This is a genomic window from uncultured Brachybacterium sp., assembly GCF_947500705.1.
GTDB lineage: Bacteria > Actinomycetota > Actinomycetes > Actinomycetales > Dermabacteraceae > Brachybacterium.
This window is the reverse complement of record NZ_CANMSY010000004.1, coordinates 80093-103029: the sequence shown is the minus strand read 5'-3', so window position 1 is coordinate 103029 and position 22937 is coordinate 80093. Positions and strand designations below refer to the sequence as shown.

The window sequence follows — 22937 nt, the reverse complement described above, 5'->3', positions numbered from 1 at the left end:
GTCGTCCAGGTGGAGCTGTCGTGCGGCGCCGAGGGGAGTCGGTGGGATGACACCTCGCCGCCCCTTCCGGCGCGTCGTGACCGGAGTCGCTCAGCAGGGACTCGAAATCGGGGCTGGAGAGCCGTTACACTTATTGCGACCCCTCGTGCGGTGTCATCTTGCTGAACTCCCCCAGGGCTTGACGGCAGCAAGGGCAGGTGAGCTCTGGCAGGTGCACGAGGGGTCCTTCTCTGCCCGGAGGCGGTGCCGTCCTCGGCCCCCGGTTCCCTGCGGGAGATCGCCCCACCACGGGCCCCGGACCCGGGGGTCGCCTGGCTGCTGGACCTCACCCCCTGGACGCTGTGGCTCACGGTGGCCAGGATGGTGCTGCGCATCGGAGGCGTATTCGCGCCGCGAGCGGCCGATGCGAGCCCGCGGCCCCTTCCCTCGCAGTCCCGCGATGCGTACCGTGAGGGGACCCGTTCGTCGAGGTCAGGAAACGCTATGAGGGTCGAGACCGTCCACCGGGTTGCGCACCCGCCGTCCGAGGTTCTCGCCTGGCATGACCGCCCCGGCGCCCTGGTGCGGCTCACCCCGCCCGGGCTCGCCTCGGCCGATGCGCCGGACGCCGGAGGGGTGCAGGTCGGCCGGCTCGTCGGGGTGCGTCTCGGCCCGTCGGCGCTGCCCACCGCACTGCGCCCGCATTGGATCCTGCGCCATCTCGAGCATGACCCGCAGGGCCGTTTCGTGGACCAGCAGGTCCGCGGGCCCTGGCGCACCTGGCGTCACGAGCACCGCATCGAGGCCGACGCCGGCACCGCCGACGCTGCCGGCGGCAGCGCCACCGCGCTCCACGACAGCATCGAGCTCGAGCTCCCGCGCAGGCTCGAGCGTCTGACCCCGCTCGCCGAGTCGCAGATTCGCCGCCTGCTCGCCTTCCGTGCCCGCCAGCTGCACGACGACCTCGACTTCCACGCCCGTTTCGTCGACACCCCGCGCCGCACGATCGCGATCACCGGCTCCTCCGGCCTGATCGGCACCCAGCTCGCGGCGCTGCTGGAGACCGGTGGGCACACGGTGCGCCGGATGGTCCGCGAGAACCAGGTGGGCCCGGGAGAGATCTCCTGGGACCCGAAGTCCGGGGCGCTGGATCCGGCCGACCTCGAAGGCGTGGACGTGGTCGTCAATCTCGCCGGCCGCTCGATCGCGACCCGCTGGACCCCGACGACCCGCCGCGAGATCCGCGACTCACGGGTGAACGGCACGACGCTGATCTCCCGCACCCTCGCCGGGATGCGCGAGGGCCCTGCGGCGCTCGTCCAGGCCTCCGCGATCGGGCTCTACGGCCCGCGCCGTCCCCACGAGCTGCTCACCGAGGCGGACCCCGGCGGCGAGGGGTTCCTCGCGGATCTGGTCCGGGACTGGGAGCGCTCGACCCACGCGGCCGCGGAGGCCGGGGTGCGGGTCGCGCACGTGCGCACCGGGATCGCGCTGAGCGACGGCGGTGGCCCGCTGCTGCCCCAGCTGCCGCTGTTCCTGGCCGGGGCGGGCGGCAGGCTCACCGACGGGGACGCGATGACCTCGTGGATCTCGCTGGATGACATCGTGCGCAGCTTCGCGCACGCCGCGCTCAGCGCCGAGCTGCACGGACCGGTCAACGGGGTCGGGCCGCAGCCGGTGAGCGCCAGGGAGTTCGCCCGCACCCTCGGGACGGTGCTGCACCGGCCCTCGCTGCTGCCGGTGCCCCCGTCAGGACCCCGCCTGGTGCTCGGTGGCCCGGCAGCGGACGAGCTGATCCGCACCGATCAGAACGTCTCCGACGCGAGACTGCGGGCGAGCGGTTTCGAGCCCGCGCACCGCACCCTCGAGGAGGCGCTGCGCCACGTGCTGCGGAGGTGAGCGCGGAGCAGCTCGGATTAGCTCGGGGCTGCTCAGAGATGCTCGGTGGGGAGCTCCGTGAGCGTGCGGGCCTCCTCGCGGAGCTCCTGGTCGCTCAGCTCGTGCTTCGGCAGGAGGCTGGGATCCGCGGCCCGGCAGACCAGCGCGTTGACCACGGCGGCGAGCACCACCAGGGCGGCCGCACCGACGGGCAGCCACATCGCCACCGGGGACCCGGCGCCTTCGGCGACCGCGCCGGTCAGGGCGGAGGCGGCGGACTGGCCGACGATCGTGGCCGAGCCGAGCATGGTCATCAGGGTCGCCGAGCGGCCCTGGGGGCTGCGCTCGGCGGCGAGGCTGTAGAGCGTCACGATCGTCGGCCCGATCCCGATCCCGGCGATCGCCATCGCCACGATGAGGCCGCTCAGGCCGCCTGCGAGTCCGAAGCCGATCATCGAGGCGAGCATCAGCGCGGAGAAGCTGAGCCACCGCGCCGAGAGGCGGAAACGCTCGGGGAAGCGTGCGACGGACAGCGCCAGGATCGTCGAGCCGACGCCCATCACGCCGTAGACCAGACCGGCCGAGTCGCCGTTCCCGGTGTCGGCGAGGAAGGCGGTGAGCGAGGTGAGCACCGTGCCGAAGAACAGTCCCACGCCGAGCGCGCCGGCGACGACCACCAGCACGCGGAGCGTGCGCAGCTCCCTGGCGGGGGCCTGGGCGACGGGCTCCTCGGCGGTCGGCGCGGCGACCTTGGCCGTGGGGTGCAGGGCGAAGGCGGTGACGAACAGGAGCGTGAGCACCGCCGCACCGATCATCGGCGCGGCGGGGCTCAGGGTGGTCGCGAGCAGGCCCACCACCACGGGCCCGAACACGAACGCTGTCTCGTCGGCGGCGGATTCGTAGCCCATGGTGGCGTTGAGGCTGTGGGCCCGGCGGCCGCTGGGAAGCCGGGTGAGGATCAGATGCACCAGGCGGCTGCGGGAGAACGGGCCGATCTGCGGGGAGGAGGCGCCGATGACGAAGCCGACCGCGAGCACCGCGATGTCGGGCAGGTCGCTGAAGGCCACGGCGGCGATCGCCAGCAGCGCGAGCGAGTTCACGATCCCGGAGAGCAGGATGACCGGCCGCTGCCCGATCCGGTCGGCCGCGGCGCCGAGCAGAGGACCGACCAGGGCCGAGCCCAGCCCCACCACGGCCGAGTTCACGCCGCCCAGCCAGATCGACTCGCGAGCGGAGACCACCAGGGTCAGGGTGCCCACGACCATCATCGCGAACGGGAAGCGGGCCACGAACGCGATGGGGAAGTAGGCGGTGCCGGCGACGCGGCGAAGGGTGGTGGGCGCCTGCGGCGCGGGGGAGGTCTGCTGAGTGGTCATCACTGCTCCGGACGGTGGGTGCCGCCTTGGACGATCCACTGGTGGACCCGAGGTAGATGCACTGCTGAGGCCCGGGTGAGCGGGCCGGTCTGACGGCACCACTGTAGGGGCCGGAGGCGCGCCCGACCAGGGCTGCGGTGCCGGTGGTGCGCGGGTTCACCAGGCGCGAGATGTGGACTGCGTGGCTGGTGCCTGGTGCCTGGTGCCTGGTGGCTGGCGCCCCGAGTGCCCCGAGTGCCCCGAGCGCCTCGCGTGCCGAGTGTCGGGAGGGTGAGCGTCGAGTACTGGCGGCAGAGAGCACGCTCTGGCCATATAGCCAGAGCGTGCTGCCCAGCGCCAGTGCTCGACGCGTCCCGGCCCGTGGAGCAGCCAGTTCAGGCGGCTCGTGGGGGCTGGTCAGGCGGTGGCAGGCTGCTTCCCGGTGCCGTCTGCGACCTCGGACGAGTCGCCTGCCTCGGTCGACTCGCCCGCCTCGGCCGCGGCGTCGGGCGCGCCCTGGGCCTCGGCCGTCTCCTCGGCCTGGATGACCTGGAAGGAGGTGCGACGGGTGGCGTCGTACGTGCCCTGGTCCAGGATCTTCTCGCGCTTGGCGACGATCACGGCCACCAGCGACTGGCCGGTGACGTTCAGGGCGGTGCGGCCCATGTCCAGGATCGGATCGATCGCGAGCAGCAGGCCCACGCCCTCGAGCGGCAGTCCCAGGGTGGACAGCGTGAGGGTGAGCATCACGGTCGCGCCGGTCATGCCGGCGGTCGCGGCGGAGCCGAGCACCGAGACCAGCACGATCAGCAGGTAGTCGGTGATGCCCAGGGGCACGCCGTAGAAGTTCGCGACGAAGATCGCGGCCAGCGAGGGGTAGATCGCGGCGCAGCCGTCCATCTTGGTGGTCGCGCCCAGCGGGATCGCGAAGCTCGCGTAGTGGCGGGGCACGCCCATCCGCTCGGTGACCGTCTGGGTCATCGGCATGGTGCCCAGCGAGCTGCGGGAGACGAAGCCCAGCGAGGTCGCGGGCCACACGCCGCGGAAGAAGGAGCCGACGGAGAGTCCGTTGAGCTTCAGCAGCACCGGGTAGACGACCAGCAGCACGATCAGCATGCCCACGTAGACGTCGACGGTGAACACGCCGAGCTGGCCGATGGCCTCCCAGCCGTAGGAGGCGACGGCGTTGCCGAGCAGGCCGACGGTGCCGATCGGCGCCAGGCGGATGACCCACCACAGCAGCTTCTGCACGATCTCCAGCGCGGAGCCGGTGACCTTGAGGAACGGCTCGGCCTTCTCGCCCACCTTGAGCACCGCGATGCCGACGGCGATCGAGATGACCAGGATCTGGAGGGCGTTGAAGCTCAGGGAGACGGAGCCGTCCTCCCCGGCCTTCCCGGCGATGCCGAGGAAGTTGGCGGGCACCAGGCCGGTGAGGAAGTCCATCCAACCGCCCTGGGTGGAGGAGGCGGCCTCGGCGGAGCGGTCCACGCCGGAGTTCTCACCGGGGGAGGTGACCACGCCCAGCGTGATGCCGACTGCGACCGAGATGAGGGCGGTGATCGCGAACCACAGCAGGGTCTTCCAGGCCAGGCGCGCGGCGTTGGTGACATTGCGGAGGTTGGCGATCGAGGTGACGATCGCGAGGAAGATCAGCGGCGGGACCAGGGCCTTCAGCAGCGTCACGAAGATGGTGCCGATGGTGTCGAGGCCGGTGGTCAGCCAGTTGGCGCCGTCGGGGTTCGCGTCGGTCTCGGCGACGGGGCCGATCTGCGCGGCGACGAGACCGAGGATGATGCCGAGGACGAGTCCGATCAGGACCTGCCAGCCGAAGGAGATGCCGAGGATCGCGCGCAGCGGGTTGCGCTGGCGCGTCGCGGCCGTGGAGGAGGGAGTGGTCGAGGTGCTCACGGCAGGTGACGCTACGCCGACCTGATCGCACTTTCAATGAAACCGCTATGCGGTCACATTAGAGCTTCTTGGGAGTTTCGAGGCGGGTCATTGAGGGGCTTGGGGGTCGGGGCTCGGGACGTGGGCGCGCTCGGCGAGGGACTTCAGCACGCAGAACTGATTGCCCTCCGGATCAGCCATGGTCAGCCAGCCCGTGCCCGGCCCGTACTGCCCGCGGTGGTCGGCGACGAGGGTGGCGCCCTGCTCCTCGAGCCAGCGGATCTCCTGCTCCTGCGTGCGCTCGCGCGGACGCACGTCGAAGTGGATGCGCTTGGCCGGCAGCTCGGCATCAGGCACTTCGAGGAACAGGAGGGTGTGGCCGGTGTCCGGGTCGAAGATCGCGCACTCCTCATGTCCGGGAAGGTTCGGATCCTCCGGGTCCGTCCCGTAGTCGAGGATCCTGCGCCACCACTCGCTGAGGGCGTAGGCGTCGTGGCAGTCGATGCTGGTGTGGGAGACGAAGACGCTCATGCGCTCAGTCTTCGCGGCGCGGGCTGTGCAGGCAACAGGTGCGGACTGTCGATCCGTGATCCAGGGTCCGCCGATCGGTGGATGGGTGGCCGGCGATTCCCCTCCGGGCGGCGGATGCGGGAGGGGTGTGCGGCGGTGCATCGTAGGGGCATGCCTGAGCACCGCCTGGATCGCCACCGCGACGCATCGTCGATGACGGATCGGACGGCAGCGCGTCAGGAGTCGACGACTCCGCTCCCGACGGGCAGGACCTCGACGGAGGCGGCGCCGATGGACGCGGTCCCGACGGACGCGGTCCCGACGGACGCGGTCCCTACGGACGAGACCCCGACGAACGCGGCCCCGACGAATGAGGACGAGCCGGCCTTCGGGGAGAAGACCTCGCACCGCTTCGCCGCCGACGTCGAATACCGCGGCAGCACCGGCCGCCATGACTACCTGGTCCGAGTGCGCCACCGGCTCCTGGACACGACGTTCACCGTGGTCATCGACGGCATCGAGCACGACCCGAAGGCCGAGGCGAAGGCGAGGCCGCCGGAGAAGAGCGTCGAAGAGGACCCCGGAATGGCCCCTGAGTCGGGAGACGGCATGAGTGCCGCGGGGGCCGACGGCCCGACTCACGATGGGCGCGAGGACTCGGCCGCCGGCGCGGACTCTTCCCTGGAGCCCGACGAGAGCGCCGGCGCCGAACCCTGGGCGGAGGACGACCTCCGCTTCACCGTCAAGGACGGCTTCGCGACTCTGCTCTGCACGGTGCGCCGCCCCAGGGACGGGGGCGTATATGTGGACTCCGAGGACATCACCATCCGCACCGTCGGCCTGGGGGGCGCCGGGGAGGTCGACATCCGTCAAGGGTTCAAGCGCATCGTGCTGGTCCCGGCGGACGGTTCCCCGTCGGCCGCCCGCGAGGAGAAGCGCACCGCCCATCCCACCCGCTATGCGCTGGTCGCCGCGCTCACGAAGTCAGCGCGCTACCTGCTGCCGCTGCTCGGCCTCGGCGCCCTGTTCAGCGGCCTGCTCGACCCGTTGATCGACTGGCTCGAGGCACGGGTGCGACCGGCGCTCGACGCGATCGCGCGGATGACCGCACCGCCGCGGGAGTGGATCGCACAGCTGCTGCGCCCGATCCAGGAGTTCCTCGAAGCGGTGGTCTCCCCGATCAAAGAGTTCTTCGCCATGCTGCTGCGGCCGGTGCGCGACCTGCTGGCCTGGCTGCTGGGGCTGCTGCCGGACATCGGCCTGCCCTTCGACATCCCCGACTGGCTGCCGGACCTGCTGGTGCCGGTGATCGTGGTGGTGAGTGTGTTCCTGGCGACCCGCCGGGGGCTGCACAGCCGCGGGGAGAAGCTCGCCGCGGCGAAGGCTGCGAGGGGGAAGGAGGCGGCCTCGTCGGTCGGACCTGCTCATTCCGCGTCGTCCCCGACCGAGGGCGATGACACGAGGCCGGGGGCTGCGGCCGACGTGCACGGAGCAGAGGGCGTGACAGCGCCCGAGGACCGTTCCTCCACAGATCCTCTCCGTCCACTGCGGTGAGGAAGGTGGGCACCCTCGACTAGCCTGTCGGAGTGGCCATAGCTCTGTATCGACGTTACCGCCCGGAGTCCTTCGCCGAGGTGATCGGCCAGGACCACGTCACCACGCCCCTGCGGCGTGCGCTGCGTGCCGGGAGGGTCGGTCATGCCTACCTGTTCTCGGGCCCGCGCGGCTGTGGCAAGACCACCTCCGCGCGCATCCTCGCCCGCTGCCTGAACTGCGCGGAGGGGCCGACGGACATCCCCTGCGGGCAGTGCGATTCCTGCCGTGACCTCGCCACCGGCGGTGCCGGCAGCCTGGACGTGGTGGAGATCGACGCCGCCAGCCACGGTGGTGTGGATGATGCCCGTGAACTGCGCGAACGTGCCTCCTTCGCCCCCGTCCGGGACCGCTACAAGGTGTTCATCATCGACGAGGCCCACATGGTCACCTCGGCGGGGTTCAACGCGCTGCTGAAGCTGGTCGAGGAGCCGCCGGACCACGTGAAGTTCGTCTTCGCGACCACCGAGCCGGACAAGGTCATCGGCACCATCCGCTCGCGCACCCACCACTACCCCTTCCGGCTGATCCCGCCGCAGGTGCTGGGCCCCTACCTCGAGGAGGTCTGCGCCGCGGAGTCCGTGCAGGTCGGCGAAGGCGTGATGCCGCTGGTGGTGCGCGCCGGCGGCGGTTCCGCGCGTGACTCGATGTCGGTGCTGGATCAGCTGATGGCCGGGGCCGACGACGGCGGGCTCGACGTCGCCACCGCGATCGCTCTGCTGGGCTTCACCGACACCGCACTGCTGGACACCGCGGTCACCGCGATCGCCCAGCGGGATGCCGCCGCGCTGTACGGCGCGGTCGAGCATGTGCTCGCCACCGGCCATGAGCCGCGGCGCTTCGTCGAGGATCTGCTGGAGCGGATGCGCGATCTGATCGTGCTGGCCGCCGTGCCGGACAAGGCCGCCGATCTGCTGCCGCAGGTCCCGGCCGGTGACCTCGAGCAGATGCGCGGCCAGGCCACCCAGTTCTCCCCGGCGGATCTGTCGCTGTGCGGCGATCTGGTCCACGAGACCCTCTCCACGATGAGCGGCGCGACCTCGCCGCGGCTCCACCTCGAGCTGCTCGCAGCCCGACTGGTGCTGCGCAACGAGCGGGCCGCCCTCGCCGCCGGTGACGGACCTGCACCGGTCGGGGCAGGGGCGCCATCGGGGGCTGGAGGTTCGGGTGCGGGTCCGGCCCAGAGCACCGGCGCCCCCGGCGCCCCCGGCGCCGCAGGCGCTGCTGGTCCTTCGGGCGCGCGTGAAGAGGCGCGACGCATCGCCCAGCAGAAGGTCGAGGCGGCGCGTCAAGCCCGCGGCGGCCGTCCCCCGGCGCCGACGGAGCCGCGGGAGCAGCCCGCCCCGCAGCAGGCGCAGGGTCCAGCCTCATCAGCTCCAGCCTCATCGGCTCCGGCCGCCACCCCGGCCGAGCCCGAGCACGGAGAAACTCAGAGCGGGAACTTCCAGGCTTCCACCGCGCAGGCGCCCACCACCTGGGCGCCGACACCAGCGGCGCAGGATCAGCCGTCGGCGCAGCAGCCCGACGCCGCGCATGAACCTCCCCTCGCACAGCGCTCCCCGTCGGTGCAGGAGCCCTCGGCGGGGCAGGACGCCGGCTCGACGCAGCAGGACGCCCCGGCCGCTGCGGTGCCGGACGGTCTCGATGCGGATCACGTGCGCGGGCACTGGTCCGCGATCCTGGACGAGCTCCAGCAGATCCGGCGCCCGAGCTGGGCGCTGGTGTCCCAGAACGGACACGTCAACGGAGCTCACGGCAGCACCCTGGTGATCGGTTTCCGTACGGAGGGGCTGGTCAATGCGTTCCACCGCGGCACCGCCGGGGAGAACCTGGCCGACGCCGTGCGTCGCATCCTGCACACCGACGTCTCCATCGAGGCCGTGGTCGGGGAGGACCCCGGCCCCGGCTCTGGCGGCGGCGGGCAGGGCGGCCAGACCGGGCCGGGTGGACAGGGCAGACCGGGTGGACAGGCCGGACCCGGTGGTCCGGCAGGGCAGGGCGGGCCGAGCGGTTCGGGCAATGCCAGCGGGTCCGGAGGGTCGATGCGTGAACAGACGGCACGCCCTGAGCCGGACGTGAACCGCTCCAGCCCGGCTCGGTGGGGAGACGCGGCTGCGTCCGTGCCCCCGCGCGGCACCGCAGCGAAGGCGGCCACGGGCACCTCAGCGAACCCCGCATCACGCGACACAGCGAGCGCTGCACCACCGGCCCCTCGGGAGGAACCCACCGTCTCCCTGGGCCAGCGAGCCTCGGACAGGGCGATGCAGGCCGCGGCCCGCGCAGCCCAGGCGGGCCGGGGCGGCTCGGTCGCCCAACGTGTCGAGGACTTCGCCCCGGAGCCTGATGACCCCTATCCGCCGGACCCTCACGACGAGTACCCACCGGACGACCACGTGGCGCGGAACGCACCGCCGCAGCAGGCTCTCGCGCAGGGCCCGAGCAGCGCCACCAGGGCGGAGAGCCCCGCGCCCTGGTCCGATGCACTGCGCCCGGCAGATCCGGGGGGTGGCGCGACAGCCCGTACCGCGCCTGGCGACGCCGCGCGGGGGAGCTCTGCACCGGGCGGCGCGGCCTCAGCCGGCACCGCGCCTGGCGGCGCTGCACCGAGTGGTGAGATCCCCGTGGTGGATGATGAGGGCCGTGACTCCGTCCCGCCTGATGAACCTCGCACCTACGGGCAGAAAGCGCTGAAGCGAGCGATCGCCGAAGGCCGCGTCGTCCACTCCCGCCCGGCGCAGAACGCTGCTTCGCCGGCGGCACCCGGCGGCGCTCCAGTCGGTGCCGCCTCGGCCGACGACGCCCTCGCCCCGCCCGGCGCAGCCCCCGCTGACGTCGCGCCCGCTGACGCCGCGACGACAGGTATTGCGACAGGAGATGTCGCCGAGGTGCCGGGTGCGCCCGGTCTGCACGCCGTGCCGCCGAGGGCGCGGAACTCGGCCGCGAGTGCGGCTTCCGCGAATGTCCCCCCGCACGCTCCCGCTGATGCCGCGCCGTCTTCCGCCGACGCGCCAGCCGGCTCCGCCGCCGACCGGGCCGCGGCCTCCTGGGGCACGGCAGCGTCGACCACCGGCACCGGCACCGGCACCGGCACCGGCACCGGCACCGGCACCGGCACGGGCACCTCGGGGCCCGATACGTCGCGGCCAGGTCCGCAAGGGCGAGGTCAGTCAGGGCTGGCCTCGTCGGGACCCGCCCCGTCGGCGGTTGACCCGTCGGCCTCCGCTTCCACAGCTGCGGCACCCGTTCAGCCCGCACCTGCTCGCAGCGGCGCCGCGATGGTGCGTGAAGCGGCACAGGCCGCGCAGGCGTCCAGGCCGGCGGGTCAGCGCTTCCGGGGCGCGCGCGGTGCTCAGTCCGACGACTCTGCGGCGGACGCCGACCCGACCGGCGGCGCGACTCGGGACGACGCCGACGCCACCGGCGCCAACCGCAACGGCCGCGAGATCATCGAGAAGCTGCTCGGCGGCAAGGTCCTCGAAGTGATCGATGAGAACCGGCCCCGCTAGTCAGGCAGCGTGAGTCAGGCAGCAGAGCCGATCTCCGTCGGACTCGGACCGGGGATCAGCTCGCAGGAGACGGCCGCCTCCTGAGCCGGAGACGGCGGGAGCGATGCTCAGACGTCGCGCGGCTCGAGCAGGCTGAACAGATCGGTGCGCAGTCGCGCCGGGTTCATCTCCGGGGACGGGGGCGTCACGTAGAACTCCCAGAAGGGATAGATCATCTGCTCCTCGGATTCGCCGATGTGCTCCGTGAACTCCCCCCACTTCTCTGCCAGCCCGCCATACCCGCCGATGTGGGAGATCCAGCCCACGCGGCCTGCAGGCAGCACCGAGCCGGTCACCTCATAGCCGCTGGGCAGGGAGAGCGACTCGGTCAGGGGAGCGTCGATCGGGAAACCGACCTCGAGATCACTGGTCGCGACCGGGGCGCGGTGGTGCAGGGCGAAGGCGGGGCCGATCGGGTGCAGTCCCGCGGCCTCCAGCACTTCGACGAGATGCGAGAAGGTGCCATCCATCAGGGCGGGCATCTCGTACATCGGGAAGTCCCGCTTCGACACCACGGCGGTGGGGACCTCCGGGGCCTGTGCCACCCGGCAGTCGGAGGCGGGCTCCGCGGAGTCGTAGGGGTAGGGCATCGAGGACATCGATCCTGGTCCTGTTCAGAGTCGACAAAGGGCCGTGCAAGGACGCGACGACCCGAGGATGACCGTACCGCTCCTCACCGGGCGCCGCCACTCCGGCAGAGCGATGAGCCGGCCGGTGGCGGGTGGGTCACCCCGAGGGACCGGCCGTCGGCCCCGGGAACTACAGTTGGGCACGTGTACGAAGGCATCGTTCAGGACCTCATCGACGAGCTCGGCAGGCTGCCGGGCATCGGCCCCAAGTCGGCGCAGCGGATCGCATTCCATCTGCTGGACGCCGACGATGCTGCGGTGCGCCGCCTTGCGGAAGTGCTGGTCAAGGTGAAGGACACCGTGCGCTTCTGCGAGGTGTGCGGCAATGTCTCCGCCGAGGACGAGTGCCGCATCTGCTCGGACCCCCGCCGCAGTGAAGAGATCATCTGCGTGGTCGAGGAGTCCAAGGACATCGTCGCGATCGAGAAGATCCGCGAGTTCAAGGGCCGTTATCACGTGCTCGGCGGCGCGATCGACCCGATCGGCGGGGTGGGCCCGAACGATCTGCGGATCACCCAGCTGATGAGCCGGCTCGGCTCGGGGGAGACCACGGAGGTCATCCTCGCGCTGGACCCCAACATCGAGGGCGAGGCCACCTCCGCCTACCTCTCCCGCCTGCTGAGCCCTCTGGACCTCACGGTCACCCGCCTCGCCTCCGGCCTGCCGGTGGGCGGCGACCTCGACTACGCCGACGAGATGACGCTGGGTCGTGCCTTCCTGGGCCGCCGCTCCGTCTGAGGCCTGTCAGGAGCCCCGATGACCTCGCCCTATGCCCGCTCGCTGCCGCCGCTGACGGACCTTCCGGAGCCTCGGCGGCTGCCGGGCGAGGCCACCACCCTCATCCCGCCCGGCGAGATCATCGCCGAGTCCAAGGGCGCGATCCGGAAGCGTCTGCTGCAGATCTTCTGGGCCCCCGCCCTGGTGCTGCTGGGCCTGTGGTACGTGCTGCTGACCCTGTACGTCCTCGGTGCCTCGCCGACGTTCTGGTTCCTCTCGCTGCTGTCCGCGCTCGCGGAACCTGCTTTCCTGCGGGCGGCTCTGATCGATCTGGGATTCACCAGTGCTGGACTCGGCTCCGCCTTCCTGCTGGTCCCCGCCGCAGCGACCCTGCTCAGTCTGGCGCTGGTGCCCCTGGCCCCCAGCGTGATCGCCGGCCTCCAGCCGCGCCGCTTCCTCAGCGAGAAGGGGTTCCAGCGAGCCGTCGCCACGGGCATCACCGCGATGCTGATGCTCCCGCCGCTGCTCGTGGTGCTCGCCCTGCCCCTCACCGTGCTGCTGGGCGTGCCGCAGCCGTGGACCGGCCTCGGTGCGGGACCGCTGTCCTCCCTGTGCCTGGCGATCCTCGCGCTGCAGCTCGCCTGGGTGCTGGTGCGGCGCACGGTCACCGCGCCGAAGCTGCTGGGCGTCCCCGATGCCGAGGCGCTGCGCACCACGGCCCGCATCGGCCGGGATCCCGAGGAGCGACGCGAGGCCGCCAAGCAGGTCCTGGTCCAGGATCGTCGGCACCTCCCGCCGGATCCCGGCACCGAGGCGGCCAGTGCAGCCTTCACCCCCCGCGGTGCGGTCATCACACTGGCGCTGCTGTACCGGGCGAGCCTGACCTGGGTGATCCCGGCCGCCGCCGGGCTCGGCTGGATCATCTTCGGGATCACCGACCTGGTCACCGTGATCGTCGGCTTCACCACGATGGATCTCGTGGACGCCGGCTCGGCCCTGCCCCTCCTGCAGCTGCTGCTCGCCCTGCCGGTGGCTGCGGTGGTGCTGCTCGGGCTCGCCCTGGCCCCCGCGACCGCGATGATGCTCTCCGCAGGGCAGCGCGACCAGGTCACCGACCAGCGCACCTATGAGGACTGGAGCCATCGCGCCCGGGTGAACCCGTGGGAGGCACGAGTGGCAGGCCTGACCGGCTGGATCAGCGCTGGATGGGGCCTGCTGGGCGCCGTCCTGCTCGCCGTGGTCCTGCAGGTCGTGCAGGTCGCGACGGCCCTGAGTTGGGTGTGGATCGTGGCCGGAGCCCTGATTCTGGTGCCCCTGCTGGGCCTAGCCGCCGCCTCCGCGATGCGCAGCGGGCTGCGGGATCTGCTCTATGGCCAGGCCGGGGACTATGTGCGCCGGGAGAGCCCGTATGCGCTGGTCGCCCCGGACATCGGCACCCGTGCGGATCGCGCCAAGGATCCCGCTGTGCGGGCCGCGCTGCGCAAGCGGCTCCAGGCCGCGGGCGGCGACCACACGTTGGAGATCTTCGACCTCGACGCCGCCGGGGAACGGCTCTGGGTCGATGATTCCGAGCCCGGCGCGAAGGACACCGCCGTGCGCCAGGCGGACCTCGCCGGCGGCACCCTCCCGGACTTCGGCGGCGAAGGCTCCTCCTTCACCGGCGGCGGCCAGGTCAGCGGGGGCGATGCCCCGCCGCGGCACGGCATCCCCGATTCCGTCACCGGGCTGCGCGAGCTGTAGGGCGCTGCGGGCCGGCGTCGGCCCGCAGCCCGGGCTCATGCGATCCGCGTGCCGCTGCCGAGGTGCCGGATCGGCACTGCGAGCCTCCAGGTCGCCACCGCGAGCGAGATCCCGCCGGCGAACATCCACAGCGCCAGACCCATCGGCCAGATCGGCCGGTTCGGCGGGGCGGCGAGCTCCTCGGGATAGCCCTCCTGGCCGGGGTCGCAGAAGTTCTGGTGGGCGGGATGGGCGATGGTGGCGACTTCGCGCATGCCCAGCTTGAGGACTCGCAGGGCATCCGCGTTCTCCTCCTCCTCGGCCCAGTAGTCGGACGGCAGCGGGGGCGACGCCTCGGCGAGCAGCACCACCGGATTGCCCCACAGCAGCGGCATCGTCAGATCGATCCGCGGGACGCTCCGGGTCTCCTGCTCCGCCACGCAGCGTGCCGGGCTCGTGCCATCGGTCTCGTAGGTGGAGTAGTACTCGGTGACCTCGCGCTCCTGCTGCAGGAAGATCGCCGTGGAGCCCCAGGCGATCGGCAGCACCACGGACACGCCGAACACGATCACGTAGGCGAGCACCACCGAGCCCAGCTGACGGTTCGTCACCGCGGACAGGCCCAGCCCCACCGCGGTCACGCACAGCGTCAGCAGCGCGATGACCAGCACGATCCGCAGGAAATAGAAGAACCCGATCCCGCCCAGCACCGCGATCGGCACCACCGAGGGCAGGGCCAGCACCAGGAAGGCGAGGCCGGTGAGGAAGCCGGCCAGCAGCTTGCCCAGCACGATCTCCAGCGGGCTGAGCAGGCTCGCCTGGAGCGTGGCGAGGGTTCCGGCGGTGCGGTCGCCGTTGATCGATCCGGCGGACAGCGCAGGCACCACCAGCAGCATCGCGAACAGCACCAGGATGACCTGCAGGCTGAAGATCACCGCCGCGACCGGCTGCAGGGAATCCCACTGCGCGGTGTAGAGCGTGGGCGCGAGCCCCAGCCCGCCGATGCCCAGCAGCACCAGGGTCCACACCGCCAGCGCGACGTACCAGCGCACCGACCGGATCCGCTGGCGCAGCTCGAGGGAGGTGACCAGCCACAGCCCGCGCGGACGCAGCGAGAGGATCCCGTTGAGGGGGCGGCGCCGGGTGGACGGCGCGGGGCCGTCGGGTCCGGGGCTGTCGGGGGCGGGGTCGCCGGGTGTCGGCCCGCCGGGTGTCGGCCCGCCGGGTGTCGACCCGCCGGGTGGGCGTCCAGCAGGCGGCGGCCCGCTGGATCCGGGGCCGCCGGGGGTCGCCGTCGGGGGCGGCCCGGGCACAGAGGTGGGTGCGCTCATCACAGGGCTCCTTCACGGTGGGCGGCATCGCTGGCGAGGTAGGCGGCTTCGAGCCGACCGGTCGCCGGACCGAACGCGATGACCTGTGCTCTCGCGGCGGCGAGGTCGGCCAGCAGGCGGGCGGCAGTGGCCTCGTCGGGCAGCTCCACGATCACCTCCGCGTGACCGCTGGTGGTGCGTTCCGGGCCCAGCACCCCGCGGTGGTGCACCCCGAGCCGTCCCAGCGCCGCAGCCAGGGCCTGCAGGTCCAGCGAGCTGATCCTCCAAGGTCGCGGCCGGGCGGCCAGATCGCGCACGCTCGAGGCATCCACCACCCGCCCGGAATCCATGAACACCACGTGATCGGCCATCTCCTCGAGCTCGGTGAGGATATGGCTGGAGACCAGCACCGTCGTGCCCGCGGACGCGAGCGAGCGGACCACCCGCAGCAGGCGCCGCCGCGATGCTGGGTCGAGGCCGGAGGCGGGCTCGTCGAGGATCAGCACCGAGGGGCCATGGATGAGCGCACGGGCCAGGCCCAGCCGCTGCTTCTGCCCCCGGGAGAGCACATGCGCGGGCTGCTGGGCGAGGGAGGCGAGGTCCAGCAGCTGCAGCAGCTCGTCGACCCGCTGCCGCAGCTCCGCCCCGGGCAGGAAGTAGGCCCGGCCCATCACCTCGAGCACCTCCGCCACCCGCAGCGAGTCCCACGCCCCGAACTGGTCCGGCATCCAGCCCACGCTCGCCCGCACCGCCGGGGAATCGGCCGACGGATCCACGCCGTCGATCAGCACCCGGCCGGACTGCGGTGCCAGCAGCGAGGCGAGCATCAGCATCAGCGTCGACTTGCCGCAGCCGTTCGGACCCACCAGCGCCGTCACTGCCCCGCGCGGTGCGGTGAAGCTCAGGTCATGCACCGCCTGCACGCTGCCGAAGGAGCGGCTCACATGCTCGGCGACGATCCCGGGGCCAGCGCCGGCCGACCCTGGGTGGGTCGGACCGCTCTGCGGCGGGTCGCCGTGCGGGGGAAGGCTCCGCGGGGGAATGCTCTGGGTCGGACCGCCGGACTGGGTCGGCCACTGGTCGTAGGCGGCAGGCGTGGGCGGCGGTCCCGGTTCCCCCTGCGAGCCCCGGCCCGTGCCCCCGGCCGCGGGTGTGCTGTGCGTCATGTGCACAGACTGGCACGCCGGAACCCTTCACGGGCCGGCCTTCGCGGGCACATTTCGGGCACGAATCGTGGGGGAGTGGTGGAGGGTCTTCCCGGGCTGAGCAACGAGAACTGGCGCCATAGAGCACGCTCTGGTCATATGTCCGCAGCGTGCTCCCCAGCGCCAGTTCTCGACATCCGCTCAGCCGGGCCGGTGCACCGAAGGGCCGGTGGGCTCACTCCGCCATGGCGGCGTTGCCCTCCTCCTGGGCCTGCGGGATACCCTCCTCGGCGGTGAGGCGGCCGATGAAGACCTCCTGGAAGACCGGGATCGCGGCGGTGAGGCCGGCGTTCGCCCGGGCGCCGGTGTCGGCCTCGGCAGCGTCCTTTGCGGCGTCGACGAAGACGCTGACGTCCACGCCCTTCTCGTCCCAGAACGCGATGAAGGCGTCCTGCGCCTCCACGTGGCCGGGGAAGGAGACGCCCTTCTCGGCGAGCGGCAGCTGGCCGTCCTTGCTGCCCAGCCAGGTCAGCAGCTCGGTGATGCCGGCCTGCTGCTCCTCGTCGGCCTGCGCGTTGCCCACCGCGACCACGCCGTGGACCAGGGACTTCGCGCCCGCAGGGCCGGCCACTGGCGCGGCGAGCGCCCACTCGAAGGAGTCGGCCACACCCTCGGAGATCGCCAGCAGGTTGTAGGGGCCGGACTGGAACAGGCCGAGCTTGCCCTGGGTGAACAGATCGCGGGTGAAGTCGCCGTTCTCGTTGGTGTCGGCGGCGCTGGGGGCCACGTTCTCCACGTTGATGAGGTCGGCCATGTACTGGAACGCCTCGATGCCCTCGGGGGAGGCGAAGGTGTACTGGTCGTCCTCCTGCCAGGTCGCGCCGTTCGCGGCGAGCATCGGGCCGATGATCGCCTGGCGGTCGGCCTGCGAGTTGAAGCCGAACTGCTCGCGGGCGTCGACGTCGAAGCCGTCCTCGCCCGGATGTCTGCCGGCGCCGTCCAGGGTCAGCGCCTTTCCGGCGTCGCGCAGCGAGTCCGTCTCCGCGGTGGGGTCGAAGGCGAGGGCCGACGGGTCCACGCCCGCCTCCTCGACCAGGGCCTTGTTGTAGAACAGGGCGATCGAGTCCCAGATCTGCGGCACGCCCCACAGCCCGCCGTCGCGGGTGTAGAGGTCCACCACGGACTTCTCCCACTGGGCGGCGCCGTCGGGGATCACCTCGTTGATGTCCAGCAGCGCGTCCGAATCCTTGAACTGGATGTAGTTCGCGGAGTTCATCCAGTACACATCCGCCGCGTCACCGCTGGCCACATCCAGCGGCAGGCGGGTCCAGTAATCGGCCCACGGCACCACGTCGATGGTCACGTTCCAGCCGCTCTCGGCGGTGAACGCCTGGAATGACTCCTCGTACGCGGCCACGGCGTTCTCATCCCACAGACGGAAGGTCAGCGTGCCCTTGTCCCCACCGGTGGTGCCGCCCGCATCGCTCGCGCCGCCCCCGTCGCCGCCGCCATCGCTCGATGGGGAGCAGGCCGCCGCGGTGGTGAGCAGGCCTGCGGCGGCGAAGGAGGAGAGGAGGGTACGACGGTTCAGCATGTGATGTCCTTCCGGGAGCACGGTTGCTCCCATTGTCGATCATCGGTGCTGGTGATGGGGCGACCTCTGTCCTCGGATGACGTCGGCGCTGGACCGCAGGCGTCAGCGCAGCGTCGCGTCGCCGACCGAGCGGGTGATCTGCTTCTGGAACACCACCATCAGGATCACCAGCGGCAGCATCGCGAGCGTGGTCCCGGCCATGACCAGGGTCCAGTTGTTGTTGTACTGCGATTGCAGCGCCGAGGTCGCCACGGTGATCACCCGCCACTCGGGGCCCGAGGTGATCACCATCGGCCACATGAAGTTGTTCCAGTGGGTGACCACGGTGATCAGCACCAGGGTGACGATGATCGGCCGGTTCAGCGGCACCACCAGGTGCCACAGCAGGCGCAGGGTGCCTGCGCCGTCGATCCGCATCGCGTCCATCAGCTCGCTGGGCACGCCGCGGAAGTTCTCCCGCAGCAGGAAGATCGCATAGGGGGAGCCGAGCACGAAGGGAAGGATCAGGGCCCAGAAGGTGTTGCGCAGGCCCACCTCGCTCATCATCAGGTACAGCGGCACCACCACGACCACCTGCGGCACCATCAGCGTCGCGATGTACACCCAGAACAGCAGGTCGCGACCGGGAAAGCGGAGCTGGGCGAAGGCATAGGCGGCCAGCACCGAGAACACCATCTGGCCCACCAGGATCACCGCGACCATCTGCACGGTGACGACCACCGGGGTGACGAAGCCGTCGGTCCCAGTGAACAGCCCGATGAAGTTCTCCAGCACCGGCGGCGCCGGGATGGACAGCGGTCCTTCCTGGGCGAACTGCCGGGTGGAGGTGAACGCGGTGAGCACGGAGAACAGGAACGGGCCCAGGGTCAGCACCGCGGCGACCGCGAGCACCAGGTAGGTGACGCCGTGTCCGAGCAGGCGCCGGGCGAGCAGCGAGCCGGTGAGGCGGCGCGATCGACGGGCCGGGCTGCGGCCGTCGGCCGCGGTGGTGCCGGCTCGCGACACGTCGGCCGATCTGCCGGCGTTCGCGCGGCGTGCATCGGAGGTACCGGGGGTGCTGTGCGGTGCGGTCATCTCGTCGGCTCCTCTCAGCTCATGTCGTAGGTGATGCGGCGGGAGAACCAGCGCTGCTGGGCCACCGTGATCACCACCAGGAGGAGGAACAGGATCACCGCGACGGCGCTCGCGCGGCCCAGGCGGCTGGAGACGAAGGCCTCGTTGTAGATGAGCGAGGCGATGACCTCGGTGCGGTGCTGGGGGCCGCCGCCGGTGAGGGCGAAGACCATGTCGAACACCTGGAAGCTCGCCACCACCTGGGTGACGGCGAGGAAGAAGGTGGTGGGCCGCAGCAGCGGGACCGTCATGAACCACAGCTGCTGGGCGGGCCCGGCGCCGTCGATGCGGGCGGCCTCGTAGATCGAGTCCGGGATGCGGGTGAGCCCGGCCTGGAAGAACAGCGAGATGTAGCCGACGTTCTGCCAGATGGCCACGAACGCCACCGCGGGCAGGGCGAGCGACGGATCGGTCAGCCATTCGATGCGCACACCGAGGATCTGGTTCAGCGCGCCGACCGACGGCTGGAAGATCCACTTCCAGACCACGCCGAGCGCGAGCGGCGCGCACACCCAGGGGATCACCACGATCACCCGCACGATCGCCGAGCCCGGCAGGGCGCGCACCAGCTGGGTGGCGAGGATCAGGCCCAGCGCCAGCGAGACCGGCACAGAGATCAGGGTGAAGATCCCGGTGACCAGCAGCGAGTTGAACAGCGCGCCGTCGGTGAACAGGGCCTGGTAGTTCTCCAGCCCGATGAAGCGGCGGGTGCCCAGCAGGTCCCAGCGGAACAGGGAGACGATGAAGGCGAGCACCACCGGCAGGATCAGGAACGCGCTCACGCCGATCAGGCTCGGGGCGATGAGCAGCCAGCCCAGCAGGGGCCTGCGAGAGTTCATGCCGCCCCTGACGTGTGCCGTGTCGTGCTCGAGTCCATCGCACAACGTATAGCAGGTGAGCGGCATGTCCCGTGCCCTGTGCCCAGGGATGGGGTCTGGTCGATGGGCCGATGGGCCGATGGGCCGATGGGCCGATGCGCCGCCGGGTGGCCGGCCCACAGACCGACGGGCCGACGGGCCGGCACCGGCGGCAGCGGCGGCACCGGCGGCAGCGGTGCAGGGCGGGGCCGACCGAACGGACGCAGAGCGGCACGGCGGCGCGGTGCTCCACTACGCTCGGCACCATGAGCTCCGCGTCGCATCCCACAGCCCCGCAGCCCACCGGTCAGGACCGGTCGTTGCCCCCGGGTCAGAACCAGCCGTCGAGCCCCGCCCCGGCGCACCAGCACGACGCCGCGACCTCTGCCCCGGTGCCGGGCGGGCATGTGCCGGCGGCGCCTGACCGCGACCATCAGCTGGAGCGCGCGCTGCCCACCATCACCCATGAGGACCCCTCGGATCCTCACGCCTCGGTCTTCGACCACGGCTTCCTGCGCACCGCCGCCGTGACCCTCCCGGTCGCGCTCGCCGACCCGGCCACCAACGCCGAGCGCCATCTCGAGGTGCTGCGGGACCTGCACGCGCAGCAGGTGGGGCTCGCGGTCTTCCCCGAGCTGTCGCTGACCGGTTATTCGCTCGAGGACCTGGTGCTCCAGGAGCCGCTGCTGTACGCCGCCGAGCAGGCGATCACCACCGTGGTCGAGGCCAGCCGTGAGCTGATGCCGATCATCGTGCTGGGCGCACCGCTGCGGGTCCCGTCCCGGAACCGCCTGCTGAACTGCGCGATCACGATCCATCGGGGCCGGATCGTCGGCATCCACGCCAAGCAGCACCTGCCCACCTATCGCGAGTTCTACGAGCGCCGCTGGTACTCCTCGGGGGACGACGCCTGCTGGGAGAGCGTGCGCATCGGCGGCGTCGAGCACACCCTCACTCCGCACCAGCTGATCACGGTGCCGGATCTGCCCGGCCTGTCGCTGTTCGTCGAGATCTGTGAGGACATGTGGGTGCCGATCCCGCCGTCGGCCGAGGCCGCGCTCGCCGGCGCCACCGTGATCGCGAACCTCTCCGGCTCCCCGATCACCATCGGTCGGGCCGACGAGCGCAAGCTGCTGGCACGCTCCGCCTCCGCCCGCTCCCAGGCCGCGTACGTCTACGCTGCCGCCGGCGAGGGGGAGTCCACCACCGATCTCGCCTGGGACGGACAGACCTTCATCTTCGAATGCGGTGACCTGCTCGGGGAGACCGAGCGCTTCCCGCAGGGCCCGCGCGCCACGATCGCCGACATCGACCTGGACCGGATCGTCGCCGAACGTCGCCGGATGAACACCTTCGACGACAACCGCCGCACCCACGCCGAGCGGCTGAAGGAATACGCCGGCGGGAGCGAGCGGCTCCTGTTCGGGACGGCGACGGCCGCCGGGGCCGACGGGAGCGGAGCCAGCGGGGCCGGTGACGCCAGTGGAGCGGGCGGGACCGACGAGGCCGGTGACGCCAGTGGAGCCGGCGGGACCGACGGGGCCGACGCGCCCGGCGCTCCCCGTGAGGACGGGATGCTCGCGTCCCGCTCGCCCCGCTCGACCGAGGGGATCTCCTTCGATGCCTGGGATCACGAGGAGGGCTCCGCTTTCGTCGGCCGCCCCGCGACCGGGCCGCTGCGCCGCAAGCTGGACCGCTTCCCCTTCGTGCCCGACGACCCGGCCCGCCTGGCGCAGGACTGCTATGAGGCGTTCTCGATCCAGGTCGCGGGGCTGGTGCGTCGGCTGAGCGCGATCGGTGGGGACAAGCCCGGCGGTACGAAGCCGGTGCTCGGCGTCTCCGGCGGCCTGGACTCCACCCATGCGCTGCTGGTGTGTGCGCGGGCGATGGATCTGCTGGGCCGCGAGCGCTCCGAGATCCTCACCTACACGATGCCCGGCTTCGCGACCAGCGAGAACACCCGCTCCAATGCCGAGCTGCTCTCCCGCGCGGTCGGCGCGAGCTTCGAGACGATCGACATCCGCCCCGCCGCCACCCAGATGCTCAAGGACATGGGCCATCCCTATGGCAGCGGCGAGGAGGTCTACGACGTCACCTTCGAGAACGTCCAGGCCGGGCTCCGCTACGACTACCTGTTCCGCCTCGCCAACCACCAGGGCGGCATCGTGGTGGGCACCGGCGACCTCTCCGAGCTGGCGCTGGGCTGGTGCACCTACGGGGTGGGCGACCACATGTCCCACTACGGCGTGAACGCCGGTGTGCCCAAGACCCTGATCCAGCACCTGATCCGCTGGGTGATCGCCGAGGGCATCTTCGGCGAGGAGGCGACCGACGTCATGCAGGCGGTGCTCGACACCGAGATCACCCCGGAGCTGATCCCCACCCGCGAGGGCGAGGAGGCGCAGACCACCGAGGGGTCCATCGGCCCCTACGCGCTGCACGACTTCTTCCTCTACCACCTGCTGCGTCGCGGCTACGGTCCCGCGAAGACGGCCTACCTCGCCCATCAGGCGTGGGGGGACGTCGACGCCGGAGAGTGGCCGGCCGGGTACATCGAGGCGGACAAGCGCTCCTTCACCCGCGGCGAGATCAAGCACTGGCTGACGGTGTTCACCCGGCGGTTCTTCGCCAACCAGTTCAAGCGCTCCGCCCTGCCCAACGCCCCGAAGGTGCTCGCCGGCGGCTCGCTCTCGCCGCGCGGCGACTGGCGGATGCCGTCCGACGCGGCGGCGAAGGCCTGGCTGGCCGAGATCGAGCGCGAGGTGCCCGGCGACTGACGGGGCGGCCCCCGCTGCCGCCGCCGCGGGCCAAGCGCACTTTTGCGCCGCTGAGGACCGATGCGGGCATCAGCATCGGTCCTCAGCGGCGCAAAAGCGGCCGGGTGTGTGCGCCGGGGAAGAAGAACTCGTTCCACGCGAAGATCACGCAGATCAGCGTCATGGCGGCGATGCCCGACGCGACCATCGGCAGCAGCACCGTGCCCACGGTGCGCAGCAGCGAGGCCCCGTCGATCGAGGCGGCCTCGAGCACCTCACCGGGCACCTCGAGGAAGAACGAGCGCATCATCCACACCACGATCGGTATCGTCGGCCCCCACATCACT

15 protein-coding genes, 1 other RNA gene and 1 pseudogene are annotated in these 22937 nt (G+C 71.6%); 7 read left to right on the top strand and 10 right to left on the bottom strand.

Translation table 11 applies throughout. From position 1 onward, the window contains the following. Positions 1-134 precede the first annotated feature (134 nt). Positions 135-231: signal recognition particle sRNA small type (ffs, locus tag Q0937_RS09190), an RNA gene on the top strand. A 252-nt stretch (positions 232-483) separates the two neighbouring features. Beyond that, positions 484-1878, top strand: a complete 1395-nt coding sequence (locus Q0937_RS09185) for a TIGR01777 family oxidoreductase (RefSeq protein ID WP_299302743.1) — start codon at positions 484-486, stop codon at positions 1876-1878. 32 nt (positions 1879-1910) lie between these two features. Here the strand turns inward: Q0937_RS09185 and Q0937_RS09180 are convergent, their stop codons facing one another. The 3 genes from Q0937_RS09180 to Q0937_RS09170 form a co-directional block, all read right to left on the bottom strand. Further along, positions 1911-3233 (bottom strand): MFS transporter, encoded by a 1323-nt coding sequence (locus tag Q0937_RS09180; protein WP_299302740.1) that lies wholly within the window; start codon positions 3231-3233, stop codon positions 1911-1913. A 396-nt stretch (positions 3234-3629) separates the two neighbouring features. After that, positions 3630-5123, bottom strand: coding sequence for a dicarboxylate/amino acid:cation symporter (locus tag Q0937_RS09175; protein ID WP_299302737.1), 1494 nt, complete (start codon positions 5121-5123; stop codon positions 3630-3632). A gap of 87 nt (positions 5124-5210) precedes the next feature. Continuing rightward, complete coding sequence (locus Q0937_RS09170) at positions 5211-5633, bottom strand: VOC family protein (protein WP_299302735.1); 423 nt, start codon at positions 5631-5633, stop codon at positions 5211-5213. A gap of 150 nt (positions 5634-5783) precedes the next feature. Between Q0937_RS09170 and Q0937_RS09165 the strand changes: the two genes are divergently transcribed. After that, a complete protein-coding gene (locus Q0937_RS09165) occupies positions 5784-7166 on the top strand; it encodes a hypothetical protein (protein WP_299302732.1) in 1383 nt (460 codons plus the stop codon). 32 nt (positions 7167-7198) lie between these two features. After that, positions 7199-10711, top strand: a complete 3513-nt coding sequence (locus Q0937_RS09160; protein ID WP_299302728.1) for a DNA polymerase III subunit gamma and tau — start codon at positions 7199-7201, stop codon at positions 10709-10711. Positions 10712-10818: 107 nt separating this feature from the next. On the opposite strand, the gene Q0937_RS09155 is transcribed toward Q0937_RS09160, so the two are convergent. Continuing rightward, the gene (locus Q0937_RS09155; RefSeq protein WP_299302726.1) at positions 10819-11349 is read right to left on the bottom strand and encodes a transcriptional regulator; all 531 of its coding nucleotides are present in this window, start codon (positions 11347-11349) and stop codon (positions 10819-10821) included. Between the two features lie 174 nt (positions 11350-11523). Between Q0937_RS09155 and recR the strand changes: the two genes are divergently transcribed. After that, the gene (gene recR, locus Q0937_RS09150) at positions 11524-12117 is read left to right on the top strand and encodes a recombination mediator RecR (protein WP_299302723.1); all 594 of its coding nucleotides are present in this window, start codon (positions 11524-11526) and stop codon (positions 12115-12117) included. A gap of 18 nt (positions 12118-12135) precedes the next feature. Then, positions 12136-13836: a hypothetical protein gene (locus Q0937_RS09145; protein WP_299302720.1), complete on the top strand. Its 1701-nt coding sequence runs from the start codon at positions 12136-12138 to the stop codon at positions 13834-13836. Between the two features lie 35 nt (positions 13837-13871). On the opposite strand, the gene Q0937_RS09140 is transcribed toward Q0937_RS09145, so the two are convergent. The 5 genes from Q0937_RS09140 to Q0937_RS09120 form a co-directional block, all read right to left on the bottom strand. Beyond that, the gene (locus Q0937_RS09140) at positions 13872-15146 is read right to left on the bottom strand and encodes an ABC transporter permease (RefSeq protein ID WP_299302717.1); all 1275 of its coding nucleotides are present in this window, start codon (positions 15144-15146) and stop codon (positions 13872-13874) included. After that, positions 15146-16069 (bottom strand): ABC transporter ATP-binding protein, encoded by a 924-nt coding sequence (locus Q0937_RS09135; protein WP_299302714.1) that lies wholly within the window; start codon positions 16067-16069, stop codon positions 15146-15148. The genes Q0937_RS09140 and Q0937_RS09135 overlap by 1 nt, the downstream gene beginning before the upstream one ends. Positions 16070-16505: 436 nt before the next feature. Continuing rightward, positions 16506-17864, bottom strand: a complete 1359-nt coding sequence (locus Q0937_RS09130) for an extracellular solute-binding protein (RefSeq protein ID WP_299302711.1) — start codon at positions 17862-17864, stop codon at positions 16506-16508. Positions 17865-17966: 102 nt separating this feature from the next. Further along, complete coding sequence (locus Q0937_RS09125; protein ID WP_299302709.1) at positions 17967-18938, bottom strand: carbohydrate ABC transporter permease; 972 nt, start codon at positions 18936-18938, stop codon at positions 17967-17969. Between the two features lie 14 nt (positions 18939-18952). Next, on the bottom strand, positions 18953-19816 hold the full coding sequence (locus Q0937_RS09120; protein WP_299302706.1) for a carbohydrate ABC transporter permease: 864 nt from the start codon (positions 19814-19816) through the stop codon (positions 18953-18955). A 284-nt stretch (positions 19817-20100) separates the two neighbouring features. Between Q0937_RS09120 and Q0937_RS09115 the strand changes: the two genes are divergently transcribed. Continuing rightward, positions 20101-22611, top strand: a complete 2511-nt coding sequence (locus Q0937_RS09115) for an NAD(+) synthase (protein ID WP_299302703.1) — start codon at positions 20101-20103, stop codon at positions 22609-22611. A gap of 118 nt (positions 22612-22729) precedes the next feature. Here Q0937_RS09115 and Q0937_RS09110 read toward each other — a convergent pair. Next, positions 22730-22918, bottom strand: a pseudogene (locus Q0937_RS09110) (ABC transporter permease subunit); the annotation flags it as partial. Positions 22919-22937: the final 19 nt, after the last annotated feature.

Excerpts from the sequence above, each read along its gene's own strand:
- Q0937_RS09130 (WP_299302711.1), bottom strand. The coding sequence starts at position 17,864 with ATGCTGAACCGTCGTACCCTCCTCTCCTCCTTCGCCGCCGCAGGCCTG.
- Q0937_RS09125 (WP_299302709.1), bottom strand. The coding sequence starts at position 18,938 with ATGACCGCACCGCACAGCACCCCCGGTACCTCCGATGCACGCCGCGCG.
- Q0937_RS09155 (WP_299302726.1), bottom strand. The coding sequence starts at position 11,349 with ATGTCCTCGATGCCCTACCCCTACGACTCCGCGGAGCCCGCCTCCGAC.
- Q0937_RS09140 (WP_299302717.1), bottom strand. The coding sequence starts at position 15,146 with ATGAGCGCACCCACCTCTGTGCCCGGGCCGCCCCCGACGGCGACCCCC.
- Q0937_RS09165 (WP_299302732.1), top strand. The coding sequence starts at position 5,784 with ATGCCTGAGCACCGCCTGGATCGCCACCGCGACGCATCGTCGATGACG.
- Q0937_RS09115 (WP_299302703.1), top strand. The coding sequence starts at position 20,101 with ATGAGCTCCGCGTCGCATCCCACAGCCCCGCAGCCCACCGGTCAGGAC.
- Q0937_RS09185 (WP_299302743.1), top strand. The coding sequence starts at position 484 with ATGAGGGTCGAGACCGTCCACCGGGTTGCGCACCCGCCGTCCGAGGTT.
- Q0937_RS09180 (WP_299302740.1), bottom strand. The coding sequence starts at position 3,233 with ATGACCACTCAGCAGACCTCCCCCGCGCCGCAGGCGCCCACCACCCTT.
- Q0937_RS09120 (WP_299302706.1), bottom strand. The coding sequence starts at position 19,816 with ATGAACTCTCGCAGGCCCCTGCTGGGCTGGCTGCTCATCGCCCCGAGC.
- Q0937_RS09170 (WP_299302735.1), bottom strand. The coding sequence starts at position 5,633 with ATGAGCGTCTTCGTCTCCCACACCAGCATCGACTGCCACGACGCCTAC.
- Q0937_RS09145 (WP_299302720.1), top strand. The coding sequence starts at position 12,136 with ATGACCTCGCCCTATGCCCGCTCGCTGCCGCCGCTGACGGACCTTCCG.